A 17,592-nucleotide genomic window follows, 5' to 3' on the forward strand; every position below is an offset into this window, starting at 1 on the left:
CAAATAGGACGGACGCTAGCGTCCTAAACCTAAAGACTCAAACCTAAAATCCTATCCTCTATCCCCTAAGTATCCCTAACCTCTAACCCTTCCCCTATCCCCTATCCCCTATCCCCTATCCCCTAAATGACCACCGACGATCTAGATTTTCAAGAGTCACTCGATCGATACTTTGAGATCGAAGCGGCGGAATTATTACAAACGATCGAACAAACACTCCTGAGTCTGGTTCAAGAAAAAACGATCGAGCGCGTCCATACTCTCATGCGTGCAGCGCATACGATTAAGGGTAGTGCGGCCAATTGTGGTTTCAAAACGATCGAAACGATCGCCCATCACCTCGAAGATGTCTTCCAGGCACTATATCCACCCGAATTAGAGATCGATCCCGAACTGGGACTGCTCTTAATGGAAGGTTACGATTGTCTGTACGATCCTTTGAGCGCGTTGTTGGCGGGAGTTCCCTACGACGAAGCCGCGACCCTCGAGCGAACGGCAGCATTATTTGCGAGGTTACAAACTCATTTAGGCGACTTTTTTGGGCGAGAGACACCATTACCGACCGCCGCCGAACTCGGTTTTGATGTAATCGGCTCGATTTTTACCGATAGCATCCCACAAGATCTCGAAGATCTCTCGATCGCGATCGCCAGTCAAAATGTGGGTAGGGTAAAAGAGAGTCTCAACTCGTTAGCCGAATTTTTATTGGAGTTGGGTGGCTCTTATAGTCTCCCTGGTATTGCGGCGATCGCCAAGACGACGCTAGCCGCTGTAGAGCGTCATCCAGGCAGAGTGCTAGAGCTAGCACCGATTGCCTTGGCCAATTTTCAACAAGCCCAAATCGCGATCGTCGGTGGCGATCGATCGGTTGGTGGTGAAGTATCATTTGAATTAGCAGCTTGGGGTGACTCTCAGACCCTGACAACAGCTCCAGCCACAGATGAATCTAGTTCCGCCGAATGGTTATCGTTAGTCGATAACGACACTACCACCGCCAAAGCCCCGACTGCCGAATCAAATGCTTCAGAATGGCTCTCCTTAGTCGATAACGATACTACCACAGCAGCCACAACTACGAGCGATGCGGCTGCTTCGGAATGGTTATCGTTAGTCGATAACGACACTACTACCGCCGAAACCACGACTGCCGAATCAAATGCTTCGGAATGGCTCTCCTTAGTCGATAACGATACTACCACCGTAGCCACAACTACGAGCGATGCGGCTGCTTCGGAATGGTTATCGTTAGTCGATCGTGACACCACTCCCGCCGAAACCACGACTGTCGAATCAAATGCTTCGGAATGGTTATCGTTAGTCGATAATGACATTACTCCGGCTGAAACTACAACTACGAGCGATGTGGCTGCTTCGGAATGGTTATCGTTAGTCGATAACGACACTACTCCCGAAATTTACGACGAACCGCAAGAGCACGCTCGATTGCATCAGATCGTCGATGCCGATTTAGAGATTGTTGAGATTGGAGCGTTCGAGCCAGATCGGACAGAATATCTCATCGAAGCAACCGATAGCTCGCAATTGGCGCATATCTCTACACCCAACTCCCAGCTAGCTCTGACTACTCAATCGGGAATCGATCGCATTTTCCAATCGATTTGGCTCGGACAGCTAGAAGCCACTGCCGAAGACCTCAATCCGCCAGCACCAGAGCGGATGGTACCAGAGCGCGAAGCAGCACCCGATGCGCTAGTAAGCGTGCGCGTAGCCACAGTCCAACTCGAACGGCTCAGTCATGCCATCGGCGAACTGACGATCGACGATAACCAACAATTCCTCCGCGCCGAGCAATTACAAAGACTCGCCCAATCTACCGTCGAACAATACCGTCGCTGCGAGCAAAAGCTGCGTCTAGTCAGCGATTGGGCCGATAAAAATGCCGCGATCGACGAACGCCAAAAACTGGCATCGCGGCGCAAACAATCTACCAAAAATAAAACTAAAAAAGGCAAAAAAGCAGCCAATGAGATCGTCGCTCATTTCGATAGTCTCGAATTAGATGTCTATAGCGACTTGAGCATCTCGATCCAAAATCTCACCGACGAGCTGGCCGAACTCGGCCTCAAGGTAGGGAATTTGGCAGAAATGACCCAGAGAGCGCGGATGACCTTGGGCAAACGCAAGCAAATCCTCGCTGATGCCCAGTCGGAACTATTTGAAGCCAGAATGGTGGAAATTGCTGGCGTCCTCAATCGCTTCCCGCGCTTGCTCCAGCAAATGGTCGCCTCTCATCGCAAACCCGCCCAATTACAACTGATCGGTAGCGAAGTTTCGATCGATAAAATTATCGCCGAAAAACTCTACGATCCTTTACTCCACCTAGTTAGGAACGCCTACGACCACGGCATCGAATCGCCAGAAATTCGTGCCAGCCAAGGTAAAGCCCCGATCGGACAATTGACGATCCAAGTCTATCACCAAGGCAACCGCACCAAAATCGAAGTCAGCGATGACGGCCAAGGTTTGAACTGGGATAAAATTCGCCAGCGCGCGATCGATATGCACCTACTGCAAGCCAGTCACGCGGCAACCGAAGCCGAGTTGGCCGAAATTATGTTTGCTCCCGGATTTTCGACCGCTGACAAAGTTAACGATCTTTCCGGTCGCGGCATTGGTTTAGACGTCGTCCGCGACCGAATTGGAGCCTTACAGGGCACGATCGACGTGCGCTCTGTCGCAGGTCAAGGCACCACCTTTGTGATGCAATTCCCCCTCAATCTCACCACCACTCGGTTGATGATTTGTGAGTCCCAAGGCTTCGTCCATGCCCTGCGAGCGGATGCCATTTCGCAAGTATTACTGCCCTCACCCGATCGAATCGTCTCCCAGTCCTTGCTTTCAGACAAAGATTCTTCCACATTTTTACGCTGGGGCGAAGGAGCCGAACAGAAATTAATTCCTATTTATGCAGTCAATAGTCTCCTCGACTATCGGTGCCAAATCGTCGCTGGCGATCTTAGTGCCAGCACGCTGTTCCCCATCCAATCCAAACACAGCACCAACGCCTTACTGTTACTAGAAATCAACGACGATCGCATCTGTCTCGAAGTCAGCCGCATCTTGATGGAGCAAGAACTAGTTGTCAAATCGCTCGGTCAAACCTTTGAATTGCCTAATTATATTCAAGGTTATAGCGTCCTGGGCGATGGCAGTCTGACACTCGCCCTCGATCCTGTAGAACTCATCGCTCGCGTTAAAGCCAGTAACAACCCTGTTACTCAGTCTATCCCCGCGAAATTGCCTACCCTACCAGCAACCACCCAACCCGCATTAGCTCCAGCCAGCGATGTACCCTTGCCCGAAGAAGTAGCATCAACCCTCGGCGATCTCAACAGCCACAATGCCGCTTCCACTGGGCGACAGCTACAAGTCTTAGTCGTCGATGACTCCCTGGTTCAACGCCAAAGCTTGGCTCGCTCCCTCACTAAAGCTGGCTGTCAAGTTATCCAAGCCAGCCACGGACGCGAAGGCATCCTCCGACTCCAAGAACATCCCCGCATTCGCCTGGTAGTTTGCGATATCGAAATGCCCCAAATGAATGGATTCGAGTTTCTCAGCTATTGTCGCCAAGATCCCAAATTCTCTCAAATTCCGATCGTCATGCTCACCACGCGCGGCGGTCAAAAACACCGCGATCTCGCTATGACTTTAGGAGCTAAAGACTACCTTACCAAGCCCCAATCCGATCGAGATTTATTAGACATCATCGCGACACTAGCACAGCCTAGTGAAGTAGGAGTCTAGGATTTAGGCTTTAGGCTTTAGGCTTTAGGCTTTAGGCTTTAGGTTTTAGGCTTTAGGCTTTAGGCTTTAGGCTTTAGGCTTTAGGCTTTAGGCTTTAGGCTTTAGGCTTTAGGCTTTAGGCTTTAGGAACTGCGTTCTCTAAATTCATTACTTCCCCCTCTCCCCCTCTCCCCCTCTCCCCCTCCCCTAGAATGACTTCCTCCCTCCTATCCCAACGGTTAGCTAGTAATAACGAAGATGGCAATACGATCGACGCGATCGTGTTTGCCCTAGCCGATATCGAACAGACACCAATGGCCAACTACCTGTTTGCGATGCCTGTAGCAGCCGTGGAAAAAGCGATCGTCTATCCATCAGAGCGAGCAGTGCTCAGAGATGGGATTGGCATCATGAATTTGGGTGCAGAAACTTTGACAATTGTCGATTTACGCCAAAAATTCGCCTCGATCGATCCGCTCCAGGATTCTTCCAAATTTCTGATCTTATTTCATACCCACGCTGGCGAATTGTGCGCTCTTCCCATCAAAGATGCACCAGTATTAATGGACATCGATCCCGCCATGATTCGATCTCTTCCGCTAGCTTATCGCGAAGTCAATCAGCTTAGTTTTATCTCCCAAATGGCGATCGTCCCGCAAGAAGGTAACCTAGCACCATTACAGATTCTACTCATTGGCTTCGACCCGATCGATCCAAACAGATCGAACAGATCCAGTCACTTGAATTAAGTAGGAATTTAGGCGTCGCTGTCTCGCTTCCATGGTCGGGAGCGACGCATCGAACGGGATGTATTTGTCGAATTCGCTGTAGCCGTTGATGATGCCGAAGGTGGGCACTGCCCACAGAACATGTCGAGTCGTAGCAAAAAGAATTTAAACTGCTTTTATCGATCGCAATCTCTTCACGAATCGATCGTACCCAAATTCTATGAAACGCTGGAATTTTCTGTCGATCGCATTCATTATATGCCGCCTTTCAAAGTTAATTGAATGCGATCGATCTTGGGATAGTGGGCATTGCCCACTATCCCAAGATCGATCTATCTAAAATTTATCGATCGTCAAAATTTACCCTTCAACCTGCTCGAATGCCTTTTGCACCTCTGCGGTGACTTCCGCCGCTTCCTCATCATCGATATCCAATACCGATTGTAATTCTTTCAAAAATACTAGTGCATTTGCCGGAATCTCGCCCGTATCCATATTCATCTTCGCCAACATCGCCGCCGCATAAGCATCCGGTACTAGATCGTCAGGAATCGCTTCATCTGCGGCATTAAATAAAGCACCGAGTCCTTTGTCGGCAGCAATTGCGGTCAAACTATCGACCATCGATAAGAGATCCTCATCAGAATATTCCGCATATAAGTCAAAATCTGCCAGAATATCTAAAAATAAATCTGGTGCCACCAAGTCTTGCGGATTATCTGCTAAAGCAGCGATCAGCACAATCGATGCCAAGCCTTCAGCTTCATTTAATGGCTCATCGGTATACTCTTCAGCATTGAAGATACTATCGTATTTTGGCATGTTCATACTTTGTTCGATCGACTACCTCTGGCCTAGTCATACCAGATGCTGCGGGCAAATGGAAGCGATAGAGATGTTCTGTAACAAAAACTAGGCTTTTGGCTTTTGGCTTTTGGCTTTAGATTTACGGTGTTAGGTTTTATGAGTATATGGGTTTTGGAACGCTTGCGTTCCTTAAGTTTTGCTCAGATTCAGAGCCTAAGACCTAAAGCCTAAAGCCTAAAGCCTAATCCCTAAAGCCTCATCCCTAACCCCTTGCTCATCCATCCACCAAATGGGATGATGGTTAGAAATTGTTAAGATCGATGCAGATCTTTTGGCGAATTTCCAGTTGTGGCATAAAAATATTGTGCCGATCGTCCCCCGGAAAATTGTAAACTAGATAATCGGCCCACACTTGTCTAGCAGCAATAAGCAAATCTTCCCACTAGTCATTAGTTTAATTAATATATATCATGCCTGTAACCGCTCAATCTTTAGACCAACTTGCTATTAATTCAATTCGTTTTCTCGCTGTAGATGCGATCGAGAAAGCAAAATCCGGTCACCCAGGTTTACCGATGGGTGCGGCTCCGATGGCATATGTACTGTGGCAAAATTTCATGCGGTACAACCCCAAGAACCCCCAATGGTTCAACCGCGATCGGTTCGTACTCTCTGCTGGACACGGTTCGATGCTGCAATATGCCCTGTTGCACCTAACTGGCTACGATAGCGTCAGTATCGAAGATATCAAGAACTTCCGTCAGTGGGGTTCGAGCACTCCCGGACACCCCGAAAACTTTGAGACTGCGGGTATTGAAGTAACCACTGGCCCGCTCGGACAAGGGATTGCAAATGGTGTCGGCTTGGCTTTAGCTGAAGCGCACCTAGCGGCTAAATATAACAAACCCGATGCCACCATCGTCGATCATTACACTTACGTCATCGTCGGCGATGGTTGTAATATGGAAGGCATTTCCGGCGAAGCCGCTTCGATCGCGGGTCACTGGGGCTTAGGTAAGCTAATTGTCTTGTATGATGACAACCACATCTCGATCGATGGTTCGACCGATGTTGCCTTTACTGAAGATGTCTCCAAGCGATTTGAAGCTTACGGGTGGCACACCATCCACGTTGAAGATGGTAACACTGACTTAGCCGCGATTTCGGCAGCTCTAGAAGAAGCTAAGAAAGTCACCGACAAACCCACGATGATCAAAGTCACCACGATCATCGGTTACGGCTCCCCCAACAAATGCAACACAGCAGGCATCCACGGTGCGGCTCTCGGTGGTGATGAAGTCAAACTCACCCGCGAGAATCTCGGCTGGGAATACGCTCCGTTTGAATTACCCGCCGATGCCGTCGCTCACATGCGCGAAGCAATCGATCGCGGTGCCAAATATGAAGGCGAATGGGAAGCAACTCTAGCTACCTACAAATCCAAATATCCTCAAGAAGCTGCCGAATTTGAAGGCTTGCTCACTCGCCAACTCCCTGCTGGTTGGGATAGCGTCTTGCCTACCTATACCCCCGAAGATAAACCAGTCGCTTCGCGCAAACACTCGGAAATTTGCCTCAACAAACTCGCTCCCGTTTTACACGGCTTAATCGGCGGTTCGGCTGACTTAACCCACTCCAACCTCACCGAAATCAAAGGTTCTGGCGATTTCCAAAAAGACGCATACCAAAATCGTAACGTCCACTTCGGCGTGCGCGAACATGCCATGGGTGCGATCTGTAACGGGATGGCTCTCCACAACTCCGGTTTGATTCCTTACGGTGCGACCTTCTTAATCTTCACCGACTACATGCGCGCCGCGATTCGCCTCTCCGCATTGTCTCAAGTCGGTACATTGTGGGTAATGACTCACGATTCGATCGGTCAAGGTGAAGATGGCCCCACGCACCAACCGATCGAAACGATCGCCTCCTTGCGCGCTATCCCCAACCTCACCGTCATTCGTCCCGCCGATGGTAACGAAACCTCTGGCGCGTACAAAGTTGCGATCGAGAAAGCCAGCCAACAAGCTCCCACCCTCCTCGCATTATCCCGTCAAAATCTACCTAACTTAGCCGGAACTTCGATCGAAGGTGTAACTAAAGGTGCTTACACGATTGTCGATTCCCAAGGTACTCCCGATATCATTTTGATCGGAACGGGTTCCGAAGTCAGCTTGTGCGTCTCTGCGGCTGAAAAACTCACCGCTGAAGGCAAAAAAGTCCGCGTTGTCTCCATGCCTTCGTGGGAGTTATTCGACGCTCAAGATGCCGCTTACCAAGAATCTGTCTTACCTAAGGCAGTTACCAAACGCGTCGCTGTCGAAGCTGCTTGCAGCATGGGTTGGCACCGTTTCGTCGGTATGGATGGCGGTTTAGTCACAGTCGATCGTTTTGGTGCTTCGGCTCCAGGTGGCGTAGTGATGGAGAAATATGGTTTCACAGTCGATAACGTCGTTGCTACAGCCAAGAAAGTTTTAGGTTAATTAAAACTTGAATTTTGAGATAGAGGTGGGATAATTCCCACCTTTTTCTATAGTGACATTACCTCACGCGGTGGCATAGAAAAAATCAGGAAATGGTTACTATCTGCTCGATAAATAAATGAACCTATCTATCTACATCACCAGAATAATTAGATTAATTGAAAGTGACCTAAGCGATCTATCGACTTAGAGATTACCGGATCTCATTTTGTAGGGAACGGATAAACTCTCGAATAATGTCAGTTTTCGTTCTTTGAGTTTTCTCTGAAAAGGCTTCAAGGATTTCGATATCTTGCTTGAGCAACTTGACATTCAACTGTCTTGGAGATTTTGTACGCACGAATAATAAGTGAATTGGATGTATGAATGTTGAATTTTTAGTGCTTTGGCGGATGACAAGATAAATATTTTGTGACTATTGTTCGGGATGAGATTGCTAATAAGATTCGATCGAGATTCAAACCAAATATTGGCTCGCTCTTTATATTACGCGATCGCTTCGCTTCCTCATCAGCTAAATTTACCTAACTAAAGCCCCAATTACCAAGCTCATGATGATTTGATGCTGAATGGGGGTATCATCTGATATTTCACTAATTATGCCATCTACGCAAGCATATTTTGCTTCGCGGATAATTTTTTCTATTCTGTATTTTCGATCGTGATATTTAAAGTAATCGTCAATTTTCCAAGGGTATAAAACTGAAGTGCTTATTTCTACAGTTACCTTAGATATTGTATTCGTTCGATGTCTTATCATTATTACCACCATTAAAAACAATTTAAATTATAAGCATCTTTACTGGCAATTAGCGCGATCGGAAGACTAAATAATTGAGACTTGCCGCTCTGACTATTAATAAATTGGCTGAGTCCTCGGAAATATTAATGTTCTAAGCCATTGAATACTTTTTTTGTTAATCTGAAAATTAGTTAGTCCGCGTAGGCGATGCGTAAATCGCAGCTTGTAGTGCGATTTCAATCGTCAGCGGTTGTTACCCAACAAGTATTGCTATACCATTAATCTGTTTGTAACTAATAAGCTGTTGACTCACATAAATAAATTAGCTTACATAATACTTCAAGCAGTAACTATTTAGTGTGCTTATAATTAGTATTTTTTATATCTCAAACCATAACTGAAGCAAGATGGTGATTTTGTTGTCAACGCTACTATTTACTATGCAGTATGCATAATCTGCATCTATTAGTTTCGATATGTGCAAAAAATTTCCAGAATTGGTAGATAGAATACAAATTTAGTTAGAATCATACCGCTCGCTAAATCTCGATCGTCTCGATTGGGGTTGAGATTATCGATCGAAATAGCCAAAACTCATTGATTTGGTTGTAAAATCGCTCTTGAGATGGTAGCCGTTTGCCAATTCCCTAATTCGGTACTATAGCTGCGATCGAGTGCTGACAAGTTACTGTCAATATCGGCAACTTTAGCCCGATATTATGATTAGATATCGCAGTCTAAATTATTTGAATCGGTGCTGATTACTGTATTTAAATAGTGAATCAAAGTCAGCGGATCGACTCCCAATTCAGAGCGTTCTGTAGCTGCTAAAATTGCAGCTTGAGAGTGCCACCAAGCAGCAGTTGCAACAACTTCAGCAATATCTAGATCTGCCCGTCGATCTGTCGCAATTAAACCGCCAATTAGTCCAGTCAAAATATCGCCACTTCCACCTCTCGCTAAAGCTGGAGTACTATCAGGAATGACGATCGATCGACCATTGTGGGCGATAACAGTTCGCGCTCCTTTGACTAAAATAACTGCACCGCTAGCTTGCGTGGCGGCACTAGCAGCACCGAGTTTATTAGTTGTGGGAATCTTGGTAAATAGCCGTTTAAATTCACCGATATGAGGCGTTAGAATTGTCGGCTGGCTGCGGTTAGATAAGGAGATTTCCGTGCCGAGTTTGGCAATAATATTCAGAGCATCGGCATCTAGCACGATCGGACAATTTGCCGCTAAAATTTGTTTGACTACTTTCGATGGTCGCTCGGTTAAACCACAACCGCAAGCGATCGCTTGATATTTATTAAAATCTAGTTCTGGTAGCGATTTAATCGTTCCGGCTTCTGTTTCTGGGCAACCAATAATTAGAGCTTCTGGTAAATAGTTTAATAATACTGGCTTGAGTGAAGCGGGAACGGCGATCGATAGCATCCCGATGCCAGTTGCTCTAGCTCCCAAGCTCGATAAAATTGCGGCTCCACTATACTGTGCCGAACCGACGACTAACAATAAATGTCCTTCATGATATTTGTGGGTAATTGACGATCGCGGCAGTGGTAAATTAGAGATCGCCCGATCGGCAGTCATCCGCGTTATCGTCGGCTGTTTGCCTAAGATCTGCTGGATATCTGCAAGCGGGATATCGAAATCAATTAATTCAGCTCTACCTAAATATGCGATCGCCTGTTCGTGAATAAAAGCTAATTTCCAGATTCCCAAACACAGAGTTACCGTCGCTTTAATAGCAATGCCTAAAACACACCCAGTATCAGCCTGAATGCCAGAAGGTAAATCGATACTGACAACAGGTATCTGCGATTTATTAACCAACTCGATCGCTTCAAAGAGATTGCCGCTAATTTCGCGGTTCAAACCAAAACCAAATAAGCCATCAATAATGACATCACAATCGGTCAGATCTTTGACATTATCGACAATCCTTACACCCAAACTCGAAACATAACAATAGTGTTGATTTGTTAATTCGCTTAATTGCTCCGACGGCACATAGATCGCAATCTCATAGCCCCGAACATATAACTCGCGGGCAACCACAAGCGCATCGCCACCATTATGACCCATCCCTACCAAAATACCCACTCGTTGATGAGTAGTGCGCGGGTAAAGAATTTGAAATCGCCGCGCAATTAAACCGCCGACTTTTTCCATTAGTGCCGCCACAGGCATCCCAGCGGCAAATATCTTGCTTTCGATTTGCTGCATCTGTTCGGTAGAAACCAGGAATCGAGCTAATAATCGATCGCGATCGCGCATTGTTTCTGGCATCATCGCATCCTCTTTTGGTTTTTAAAAACGATCTGCGGTCGTATTAATTAGCGTAACGCGATGGAGGGGGAGGGGGAGAGGGGGAGACGGGGAGACTGGGAGACGGGGAGAGGGGGAGACGGGGAGACTGGGTGGATAGGTAGCAACAACCCAATCCGCAATCCGCAATCCGCAATCCAAAATCCTCTAAATCTAGGTGCTAGTTGCCTCACGGTACATGTTGACAATTCGATCGACTACTTCATCGATGCTGAGATTATCGGTAACTATTTCTACGGCATCGGCTGCTTTTTTGAGTGGGGCAATTTCGCGGGTACTGTCGATGCGATCTCGTTCGGCGATTGAGTGCTCCAATTCTACCAAACTCACCTCACCTTGACCCCGATCGATTAGATCCTGTTGGCGGCGTCTGGCGCGTTCGGGTACCGATGCAGTCAGAAAAATCTTGACTTTGGCATTTGGAAAGACATGAGTACACATATCTCGCCCTTCCGCGACGATACCACCATTAGCACCGATTGCTTGTTGTTGGGTGACTAATGCGGCTCTGACTACGCCTAGAGCGGCAATTGCCGAGACTTTGCCCGTGACTGCTGGCATCCTGATCGCCTCTGTGACATCGATGTCGTTAACGACCACTCGATCGCCAGTCAAGACGATCTTGGCCTCCTGCACCAAGCGGGCAATACTTAGCTCGTCATCTAGGGCTAAATTGGCCTCTAACACCAGCCAAGCGATCGCGCGGTACATTGCACCCGTATCCAAAAATAACAGCCCTAAACGGGCGGCTACGAGTTTGGTAACAGTAGATTTGCCTGCCCCTGCGGGGCCGTCAATGGCGATGATGGGAAGGGGGGAGAGCATGAGGGTGGATGGGTGGATGGGTAGATGGGTGGATGGGGATGGGTGGAACTGCGCGCCACAAGGCTTCTATTCACTATCCACTATCCACTATCCACTACCCTCTACCTAAACAGCAGGCAAAATGCCAATATTATCAATCAAGCGGGTATTTTCGATGCGTCCAGCAATCGCGATTAAAGCTGGTTTATCTAGGGTGTCGATCGATTGTAAAGTGTGCGGATCGACAATTTCTAGGTATTCGAGGTGAAATTCGGGGACGGTATTTAGTTCGGTTTGAGCGGCTGTGAGGAGTTTGTGGGGGTCGGTTTCGCCGTTTTGGGCTAATTTTTGGGCTTGGTTGAGGCTGCGGTAGATTACGGCTGCTTGCGAGCGTCCGGTGGGCGATAGATATTGATTGCGAGAGCTATGTGCCAAGCCAGAATTGGCACGTAAGGTAGGGCAACCGATAATGCTGACAGGGAGATTGAGATCGGTGACGATGCGGCGGATAATGGCTAGTTGCTGGGCATCTTTCTCACCAAAATAGGCGCGATCGGGTTGGACGATGTTGAGTAGTTTAGCAACGATCGTGGCGACACCTTGAAAGTGTCCGGTGCGGGTGTTACCACAGAGCCGATTTACCATCGATGCTGGGGGGACGACTTGAGTGAGTGTATCCCTAATGCCCATACTTTCGACAGTGGGGACGAATAATAAATCTACACCTGCGGCTTCGCAAATGACGCGATCGATTTCGAGCTGACGCGGATATCGATCGAGATCTTCATCTGCTGCAAATTGTAAGGGATTGACAAAAATACTGACAATTACGACTGTATTTTCCGATCTGGCACGTTCGATCAAACTCTGATGTCCCACATGTAACGCTCCCATCGTTGGTACAAAGCCAATTGATTGAGAGCGATGGGACTGGAGGTAACGATCTAGTTCGTTGGGAGTAGTGAGGAGCGGCAGATTCATTAGAGATAGTGGATAGTGAATAGTGGATAGTGGATAGTGAATTTTTGAACGCAAGCGTTCCCCAGTCTCCTCGTCTCCTCGTCTCCTCGTCTCCCAGTCCCACTCTACCCTCTAGCGAAACATGCTGCTAACTGAATTATCTTCATGCACCCGCCAGATGGCTTCGCCCAATAAATTGGCGACAGAGAGCACTTTGAGCTGGGGAAATGGCTGCTTGACTGGCGGTAGCGTATCGGTGACGATAACTTCTTCAAATACGCCGCTGGAGAGCCGTTCGATCGCAGGTGGCGAAAATACCGCATGGATCGCACAAGCATAAACTTGACGCGCACCCTGTTGGCGCAAAATTTTTGCACCTTCGGTAATCGTCCCACCCGTATCGATCATGTCATCGACGAGAATCGCCGTTTTGCCAGCAACGTCACCGATGACATTCATCACTTCCGCGACATTATGCGCCTGACGCCGTTTGTCGATGATGGCTAGTGGGGCATCGTTGAGTTTTTTGGCAAATGCACGCGCACGCGCGACCCCGCCGACATCTGGCGATACGACGACAACATCTGGCAGATTTTTGGCAAGCAGATAATCGATAATTACTGGCGAACCGTAAATATGATCCAGCGGAATATCAAAGTAGCCTTGGATCTGAGCGGAATGGAGATCCATCGCCAAGACGCGATCGGCACCAGCCATAGTAATCTGATTGGCAACTAATTTTGCTGTAATCGATTCGCGTCCGGCAGTTTTGCGATCGGCACGAGCATAGCCATAATAGGGCAGCACCGCCGTAATCTGTCGCGCCGATGCCCGCCGACAAGCGTCGATCAGGATGAATAATTCCATCAAGTTATCGTTCACTGGATGGCAAGTCGGTTGAATTAAATAAACGTCACAACCACGAATAGATTCTTGGATCTGAACGTAAATTTCTCCATCTGCAAATCGTTTTCGCATCATCGGGCCGAGATCTAACCCTAAATAACGAGCGATTTCTTTGGCTAGGGGCACGTTAGCATTGCCAGAAAACAGTCGAAGACGGCTGTTATCATTACTAATCGATGGGATTGTCGGAAGCGTCAAGGTAGCAGACCGGATCACAGCAGACCCTCAATAAGTTCTATATTTTGCAAGGCAATTCTAACACTCTGATTCACCACTCGTCTCTTTCGACCGAAAAAAAAATGATTTCGACTAAATTTTGGTAAAGTACATACCACAAAAATTAACCATGTCGTTTTAGGTGCCGATTGGGACGAGCGATTTCTCTCGATCGCGGTACATTAGCGTTGCCACAATACAATCGCAGGTGGCTGCAATCGTTACTAATCGATGGGATTGTCGGCAGCGTCAAGGTAGCAGACCGATCGCCGTAGACCCTCAATAAGTTCTAAATTTTGCAAGGCAATCCTAACACTCTGATTCACAACTCGTCTCTTTCGACCAAAAAAAAATGATTTCGACTAATTTTGGTAAAGTATTTGACAAAAAAATTAACGATGTCATTTTATGTTGCGATCGATGTCTATTCGAGTAACGATCGAGCCACAAGGCTCTAGTAGCAGCTAAAATCGGCATTAGTCGATCGGTCCCACTCAATTGTGTGGAAACCTCTACATTTAGTAGATTGTCTTTCGAGAGGGGGAAGATACAATAGAAACCAGGTTGCTTCGATAGAGCGCACATAATTTACCGTACATAGCCAAGATTATGACCAATACTCAAGAAACGCAGATGACACTAGAAGACCGGATCGAGCAAGCACGGGAAGCTGCTCATCAGGCTGGCGAAAAGTTTGGTAAAACTTCTCCTGAATTTGCTGTAGCGATGGAAATTTTAGAAGAACTACATCAAGAATCGGGACACCAACGTAGCGCGCAGCCTAAAAATTCCCTCGAACGCTTTTGTTCGGACAATCCAGAGTCTCCAGAGTGTTTGCTCTACGATACCTAAATTCTCTCAAACTCAAGTTCTGACACCAGTTTGACAGATGGATAGAGCTTTGTAGATGATTTTAAATCTTAGTCGCACTCCCCGATGGGTTCGCTCGATGGCAAGTAATACCAATTACTTGCCATTATCATTTGGAGCTGTCAGTTTCAGATCGTTTGCACTTCGCGCCGATCGATGAGGTAACTCAGATCGGGTAGCTGGGGAATAATCCCGCCCGGATTGAGTGGAAATAAATTGCCATAATAATCTGCCAAAATTGTCGGAAAATCACAAGTAGCGGCGACACCAGGCAGATGATAAATCCGGTAAACGTAGTCCTGAAGCTGGGGATAATCGCGAATTCGCCGTCGGTTGCACTTGAAGAGGGTGTGGTAAACCAGATCGAAGCGAATTAAAGTTGTAAATAACCGCACATCCGCCAACGTCAATCGATCGCCGCACAGGTAAGCTTGATTTGCTAGCAGATTGTCAATGCGATCGAGTGTGGCAAATAACTCGCGATAAGCTCGATCGTAAGCCGTCTGTGTCTGGGCAAAACCGCAGCGGTAGACGCCATTATTGACTGTATGGTAAATAGTCTCATTCCATCGATAGATCGCGTCCTGGAGGTCGTCAGGAGCCAGATCGAGATCGGGATGCGCCGCATACTCATTAAATTCTGAGTTAAGAATTTCAATTATTTCGGCACTCTCATTATTGACGATCGAATATGTCTGGGTATCCCACAACATTGGGACTGTCGATCTTCCGGTATAACCAGTTTTTCCATATCGATATAATTCTGCCAGCGTTTGACACCCATGTGCTGGCTCTGGCAATCGCCACCCACCTGCATTGGCGTCGCCCTGAAGTAAGGTAACGTCAATCGCGCCTTCTAAGCCTTTCAATGCCCGCACGACTAGGGTACGATGCGCCCAAGGACAGCTCCACCCGACATACAACCGATATCGATTGGGTTGTGGAATATAAATGCCCTCGATGTGCTGTCGAAATTCACTTTGGGGACGTTGATATTCACCTCGATCGTCTCTTGGTGCGAGTTGTGACATCATTAGTTGCCAAATCTGCGTCCAGATCGATCGACCTGTTTGAATTATCCAGCTTGGGGGAATTGCCATAATTTAGGGGATAAAGAATTATAAAAAGCAGCTTAGATTTACCAACAAAACGTAGGTTTATGATTTCGCTCCAGATGCTACGCAAATGATGAAAAAACAGGGTTTATAAATTAAGCGATCGAATATCACGTTCGATCGCTTAATTTATGTTCGATCGAATCATTATTTTATCGCGATAACTTCGATATTTAGCGATCGTCGCGTTTTCTCATAATCGCCGCGCCTAAATCTTTAAAAATTCCACTCCACCCGGCGATACTTATCGGAATCATCCATCCAAAAAAAGCCATTACTGAATTCAGATGTGCTTGTCCGCCATTGCGGGTAAACGAAGCATCTAAGTAAATAGTACCAATAGCAATCGCCAAACCGAGCGCACAGGTGAATATTAAATAAGCACTTGTTTTCTTTTGCGAAATTATTAATAAAGAAATTACAATTCCGAAGGCACCGAAAAGGAAGTTATCGATAATTAATCGATCGATAAGAGCGTAATTTCTCTGACGATCGAGCGATGAAAAGTCAATTCGCGTCAGATATTTATATTGATTTAGCAACCAGAGTGTGACAAAAACCAGATAGAGATACCTATGCATATTCTTCATGCTCGATCGATATCCTCGGTACTATTAAACCAGACCATGGGTATTGGCATAGCTCCAAACCGTATTTTCAAGTAGCATCGTCACTGTCATTGCGCCCACGCCACCAGGAACGGGGGTAATCCAACTAGCGACTTCTTTAACTGGCTCGAAATCGACATCGCCGACCAATCGCGACTTACCAGTCGTCGGATCGGTGAGCCGATTGATGCCGACATCGATAACTACCGCACCTGGCTTGACCATCTCCGCACTTATCATTTGGGTTCTACCGACAGCCGCGACCAAAATATCGGCTTGGCGACAGACAGCGGCCAAATCGGGCGTGCGCGAGTGTGCGATCGTTACGGTGGCGTCGGCAGCTAGCAGCATTAATGCTAAGGGTTTACCGACCAAAATACTCCGCCCGACCACTACCGCATGTTTGCCCCGGACATCTAATTTATATTCGCTTAGTAAGCGCATTACGCCTGCTGGCGTACAACTTTGCAGTCCGGGTTCTCCCCTGACCAATTTTCCTAAATTGAGAGCGTGGAGGCCATCTACGTCCTTGTGGGGGGCGATTTCATGCAGCAATGCTACGCTGTCGAAGCCATCTGGTAACGGTAATTGAACTAAAATCCCGTCTACGCGATCGTCAGCATTGAGTTCATGAATGATGGCGGTGAGTTTTTCCTGACTGACATCGGTAGGAAAGTGCTGCCCGAATGACCTAATACCGACCTTGGCACAAGCTTTTTCTTTACCACCGACATACGCAGCACTTGCCGGATTATCGCCGACCATCAGTACTGCCAATCCCGGCTGGCGACCGATTTGGGGCTGTAATTTGGCAATTTTTTGTTGCAGTGCATCCTGCATCTTTGAAGCCAAAGCTTTACCATCGAGAATGCGATCTGTAGGTGTAGTCATAACTATTGTGGGTGTTTTAGTGGGTATTCTTACTAAGATGGGAATCTGGATCGATGAAGATCGGCAACAGCCTGATGGTTGAAGATCGATCTTAGCCGATCGCTACAGGAGTAGATCTCGTCGATATCAACATATCGGTCTGGCTCGATCGAGACTACAATTGTGTCGGGAGCGAGATCGATTACAACTCTGGATCTGGCTGCTGGCTTAGTATCGCCCTAACTTTGCTCCTACGCTCGCTAGATATGCGTCAAATTGCCGTTTAACTTTTTCAGATATGTACTTTACTCTAGTTAATAACAGCCAGGTTATCTCGTAAGGCTGTAAAGATATTCTACCTTTGGTGGCAAAACTAGCGATTACAGCACTTCTGCCAGTAGATGCGAT

Annotated in this window: 12 protein-coding genes and 1 pseudogene; 4 read left to right on the top strand and 9 right to left on the bottom strand. The window is 47.2% G+C overall.

Annotation, left to right across the window (positions count from 1 at the left end; all coding sequences use genetic code 11):
- Positions 1-126: 126 nt before the first annotated feature.
- A complete protein-coding gene (locus tag CHA6605_RS32090; RefSeq protein WP_051038977.1) occupies positions 127-3,765 on the top strand; it encodes a hybrid sensor histidine kinase/response regulator in 3,639 nt (1,212 codons plus the stop codon).
- 191 nt (positions 3,766-3,956) lie between these two features.
- On the top strand, positions 3,957-4,493 hold the full coding sequence (locus CHA6605_RS26535) for a chemotaxis protein CheW (protein WP_015162460.1): 537 nt from the start codon (positions 3,957-3,959) through the stop codon (positions 4,491-4,493).
- 339 nt (positions 4,494-4,832) lie between these two features.
- On the opposite strand, the gene CHA6605_RS26540 is transcribed toward CHA6605_RS26535, so the two are convergent.
- Entirely contained in the window at positions 4,833-5,300 is a 468-nt protein-coding gene (locus CHA6605_RS26540; protein ID WP_015162461.1) for a hypothetical protein, read from the bottom strand.
- Between the two features lie 449 nt (positions 5,301-5,749).
- On the opposite strand from CHA6605_RS26540, the gene tkt reads away from it, so the two are divergent.
- Positions 5,750-7,762, top strand: a complete 2,013-nt coding sequence (gene tkt, locus CHA6605_RS26545) for a transketolase (RefSeq protein ID WP_015162462.1) — start codon at positions 5,750-5,752, stop codon at positions 7,760-7,762.
- Positions 7,763-7,955: 193 nt separating this feature from the next.
- On the opposite strand, the gene CHA6605_RS33275 is transcribed toward tkt, so the two are convergent.
- The 5 genes and pseudogenes from CHA6605_RS33275 to CHA6605_RS26570 form a co-directional block, all read right to left on the bottom strand.
- Positions 7,956-8,102, bottom strand: a complete 147-nt coding sequence (locus tag CHA6605_RS33275; protein WP_086936273.1) for a ribbon-helix-helix protein, CopG family — start codon at positions 8,100-8,102, stop codon at positions 7,956-7,958.
- A 1,125-nt stretch (positions 8,103-9,227) separates the two neighbouring features.
- Complete coding sequence (locus CHA6605_RS26555; RefSeq protein WP_015162464.1) at positions 9,228-10,796, bottom strand: bifunctional ADP-dependent NAD(P)H-hydrate dehydratase/NAD(P)H-hydrate epimerase; 1,569 nt, start codon at positions 10,794-10,796, stop codon at positions 9,228-9,230.
- Positions 10,797-10,988: 192 nt separating this feature from the next.
- Positions 10,989-11,666 (bottom strand): annotated as a pseudogene (gene cmk, locus CHA6605_RS36945) ((d)CMP kinase); the annotation flags it as partial.
- Positions 11,667-11,765: 99 nt separating this feature from the next.
- Positions 11,766-12,620 carry a pantoate--beta-alanine ligase gene (gene panC, locus CHA6605_RS36950; protein WP_051038979.1) on the bottom strand — a complete coding sequence of 285 codons (855 nt, stop codon included), beginning with the start codon at positions 12,618-12,620 and terminating at the stop codon, positions 11,766-11,768.
- A gap of 111 nt (positions 12,621-12,731) precedes the next feature.
- A complete protein-coding gene (locus CHA6605_RS26570; RefSeq protein ID WP_015162465.1) occupies positions 12,732-13,721 on the bottom strand; it encodes a ribose-phosphate pyrophosphokinase in 990 nt (329 codons plus the stop codon).
- A 609-nt stretch (positions 13,722-14,330) separates the two neighbouring features.
- Between CHA6605_RS26570 and CHA6605_RS26575 the strand changes: the two genes are divergently transcribed.
- Positions 14,331-14,573 carry a Calvin cycle protein CP12 gene (locus CHA6605_RS26575; RefSeq protein WP_015162467.1) on the top strand — a complete coding sequence of 81 codons (243 nt, stop codon included), beginning with the start codon at positions 14,331-14,333 and terminating at the stop codon, positions 14,571-14,573.
- 146 nt (positions 14,574-14,719) lie between these two features.
- Here the strand turns inward: CHA6605_RS26575 and CHA6605_RS26580 are convergent, their stop codons facing one another.
- The 3 genes from CHA6605_RS26580 to folD all read right to left on the bottom strand — a co-directional run bounded on the left by CHA6605_RS26580 (position 14,720) and on the right by folD (position 17,205).
- The gene (locus CHA6605_RS26580) at positions 14,720-15,691 is read right to left on the bottom strand and encodes a glutathione S-transferase family protein (protein WP_015162468.1); all 972 of its coding nucleotides are present in this window, start codon (positions 15,689-15,691) and stop codon (positions 14,720-14,722) included.
- Positions 15,692-15,879: 188 nt separating this feature from the next.
- Positions 15,880-16,296, bottom strand: a complete 417-nt coding sequence (locus CHA6605_RS26585; protein WP_015162469.1) for a hypothetical protein — start codon at positions 16,294-16,296, stop codon at positions 15,880-15,882.
- Positions 16,297-16,320: 24 nt separating this feature from the next.
- Positions 16,321-17,205 carry a bifunctional methylenetetrahydrofolate dehydrogenase/methenyltetrahydrofolate cyclohydrolase FolD gene (gene folD / locus CHA6605_RS26590; RefSeq protein ID WP_015162470.1) on the bottom strand — a complete coding sequence of 295 codons (885 nt, stop codon included), beginning with the start codon at positions 17,203-17,205 and terminating at the stop codon, positions 16,321-16,323.
- Positions 17,206-17,592: the final 387 nt, after the last annotated feature.

The organism is Chamaesiphon minutus PCC 6605 (assembly GCF_000317145.1).
In the GTDB taxonomy this organism is placed as follows: domain Bacteria; phylum Cyanobacteriota; class Cyanobacteriia; order Cyanobacteriales; family Chamaesiphonaceae; genus Chamaesiphon; species Chamaesiphon minutus.

What these genes read in the sequence shown, in the direction of transcription:
- folD (WP_015162470.1), bottom strand. Translation starts at nt 17,205, where the DNA reads ATGACTACACCTACAGATCGCATTCTCGATGGTAAAGCTTTGGCTTCA.
- tkt (WP_015162462.1), top strand. Translation starts at nt 5,750, where the DNA reads ATGCCTGTAACCGCTCAATCTTTAGACCAACTTGCTATTAATTCAATT.
- CHA6605_RS32090 (WP_051038977.1), top strand. Translation starts at nt 127, where the DNA reads ATGACCACCGACGATCTAGATTTTCAAGAGTCACTCGATCGATACTTT.
- panC (WP_051038979.1), bottom strand. Translation starts at nt 12,620, where the DNA reads ATGAATCTGCCGCTCCTCACTACTCCCAACGAACTAGATCGTTACCTC.
- CHA6605_RS26555 (WP_015162464.1), bottom strand. Translation starts at nt 10,796, where the DNA reads ATGCCAGAAACAATGCGCGATCGCGATCGATTATTAGCTCGATTCCTG.
- CHA6605_RS26575 (WP_015162467.1), top strand. Translation starts at nt 14,331, where the DNA reads ATGACCAATACTCAAGAAACGCAGATGACACTAGAAGACCGGATCGAG.
- CHA6605_RS26585 (WP_015162469.1), bottom strand. Translation starts at nt 16,296, where the DNA reads ATGAAGAATATGCATAGGTATCTCTATCTGGTTTTTGTCACACTCTGG.
- CHA6605_RS26540 (WP_015162461.1), bottom strand. Translation starts at nt 5,300, where the DNA reads ATGAACATGCCAAAATACGATAGTATCTTCAATGCTGAAGAGTATACC.
- CHA6605_RS26580 (WP_015162468.1), bottom strand. Translation starts at nt 15,691, where the DNA reads ATGGCAATTCCCCCAAGCTGGATAATTCAAACAGGTCGATCGATCTGG.
- CHA6605_RS26535 (WP_015162460.1), top strand. Translation starts at nt 3,957, where the DNA reads ATGACTTCCTCCCTCCTATCCCAACGGTTAGCTAGTAATAACGAAGAT.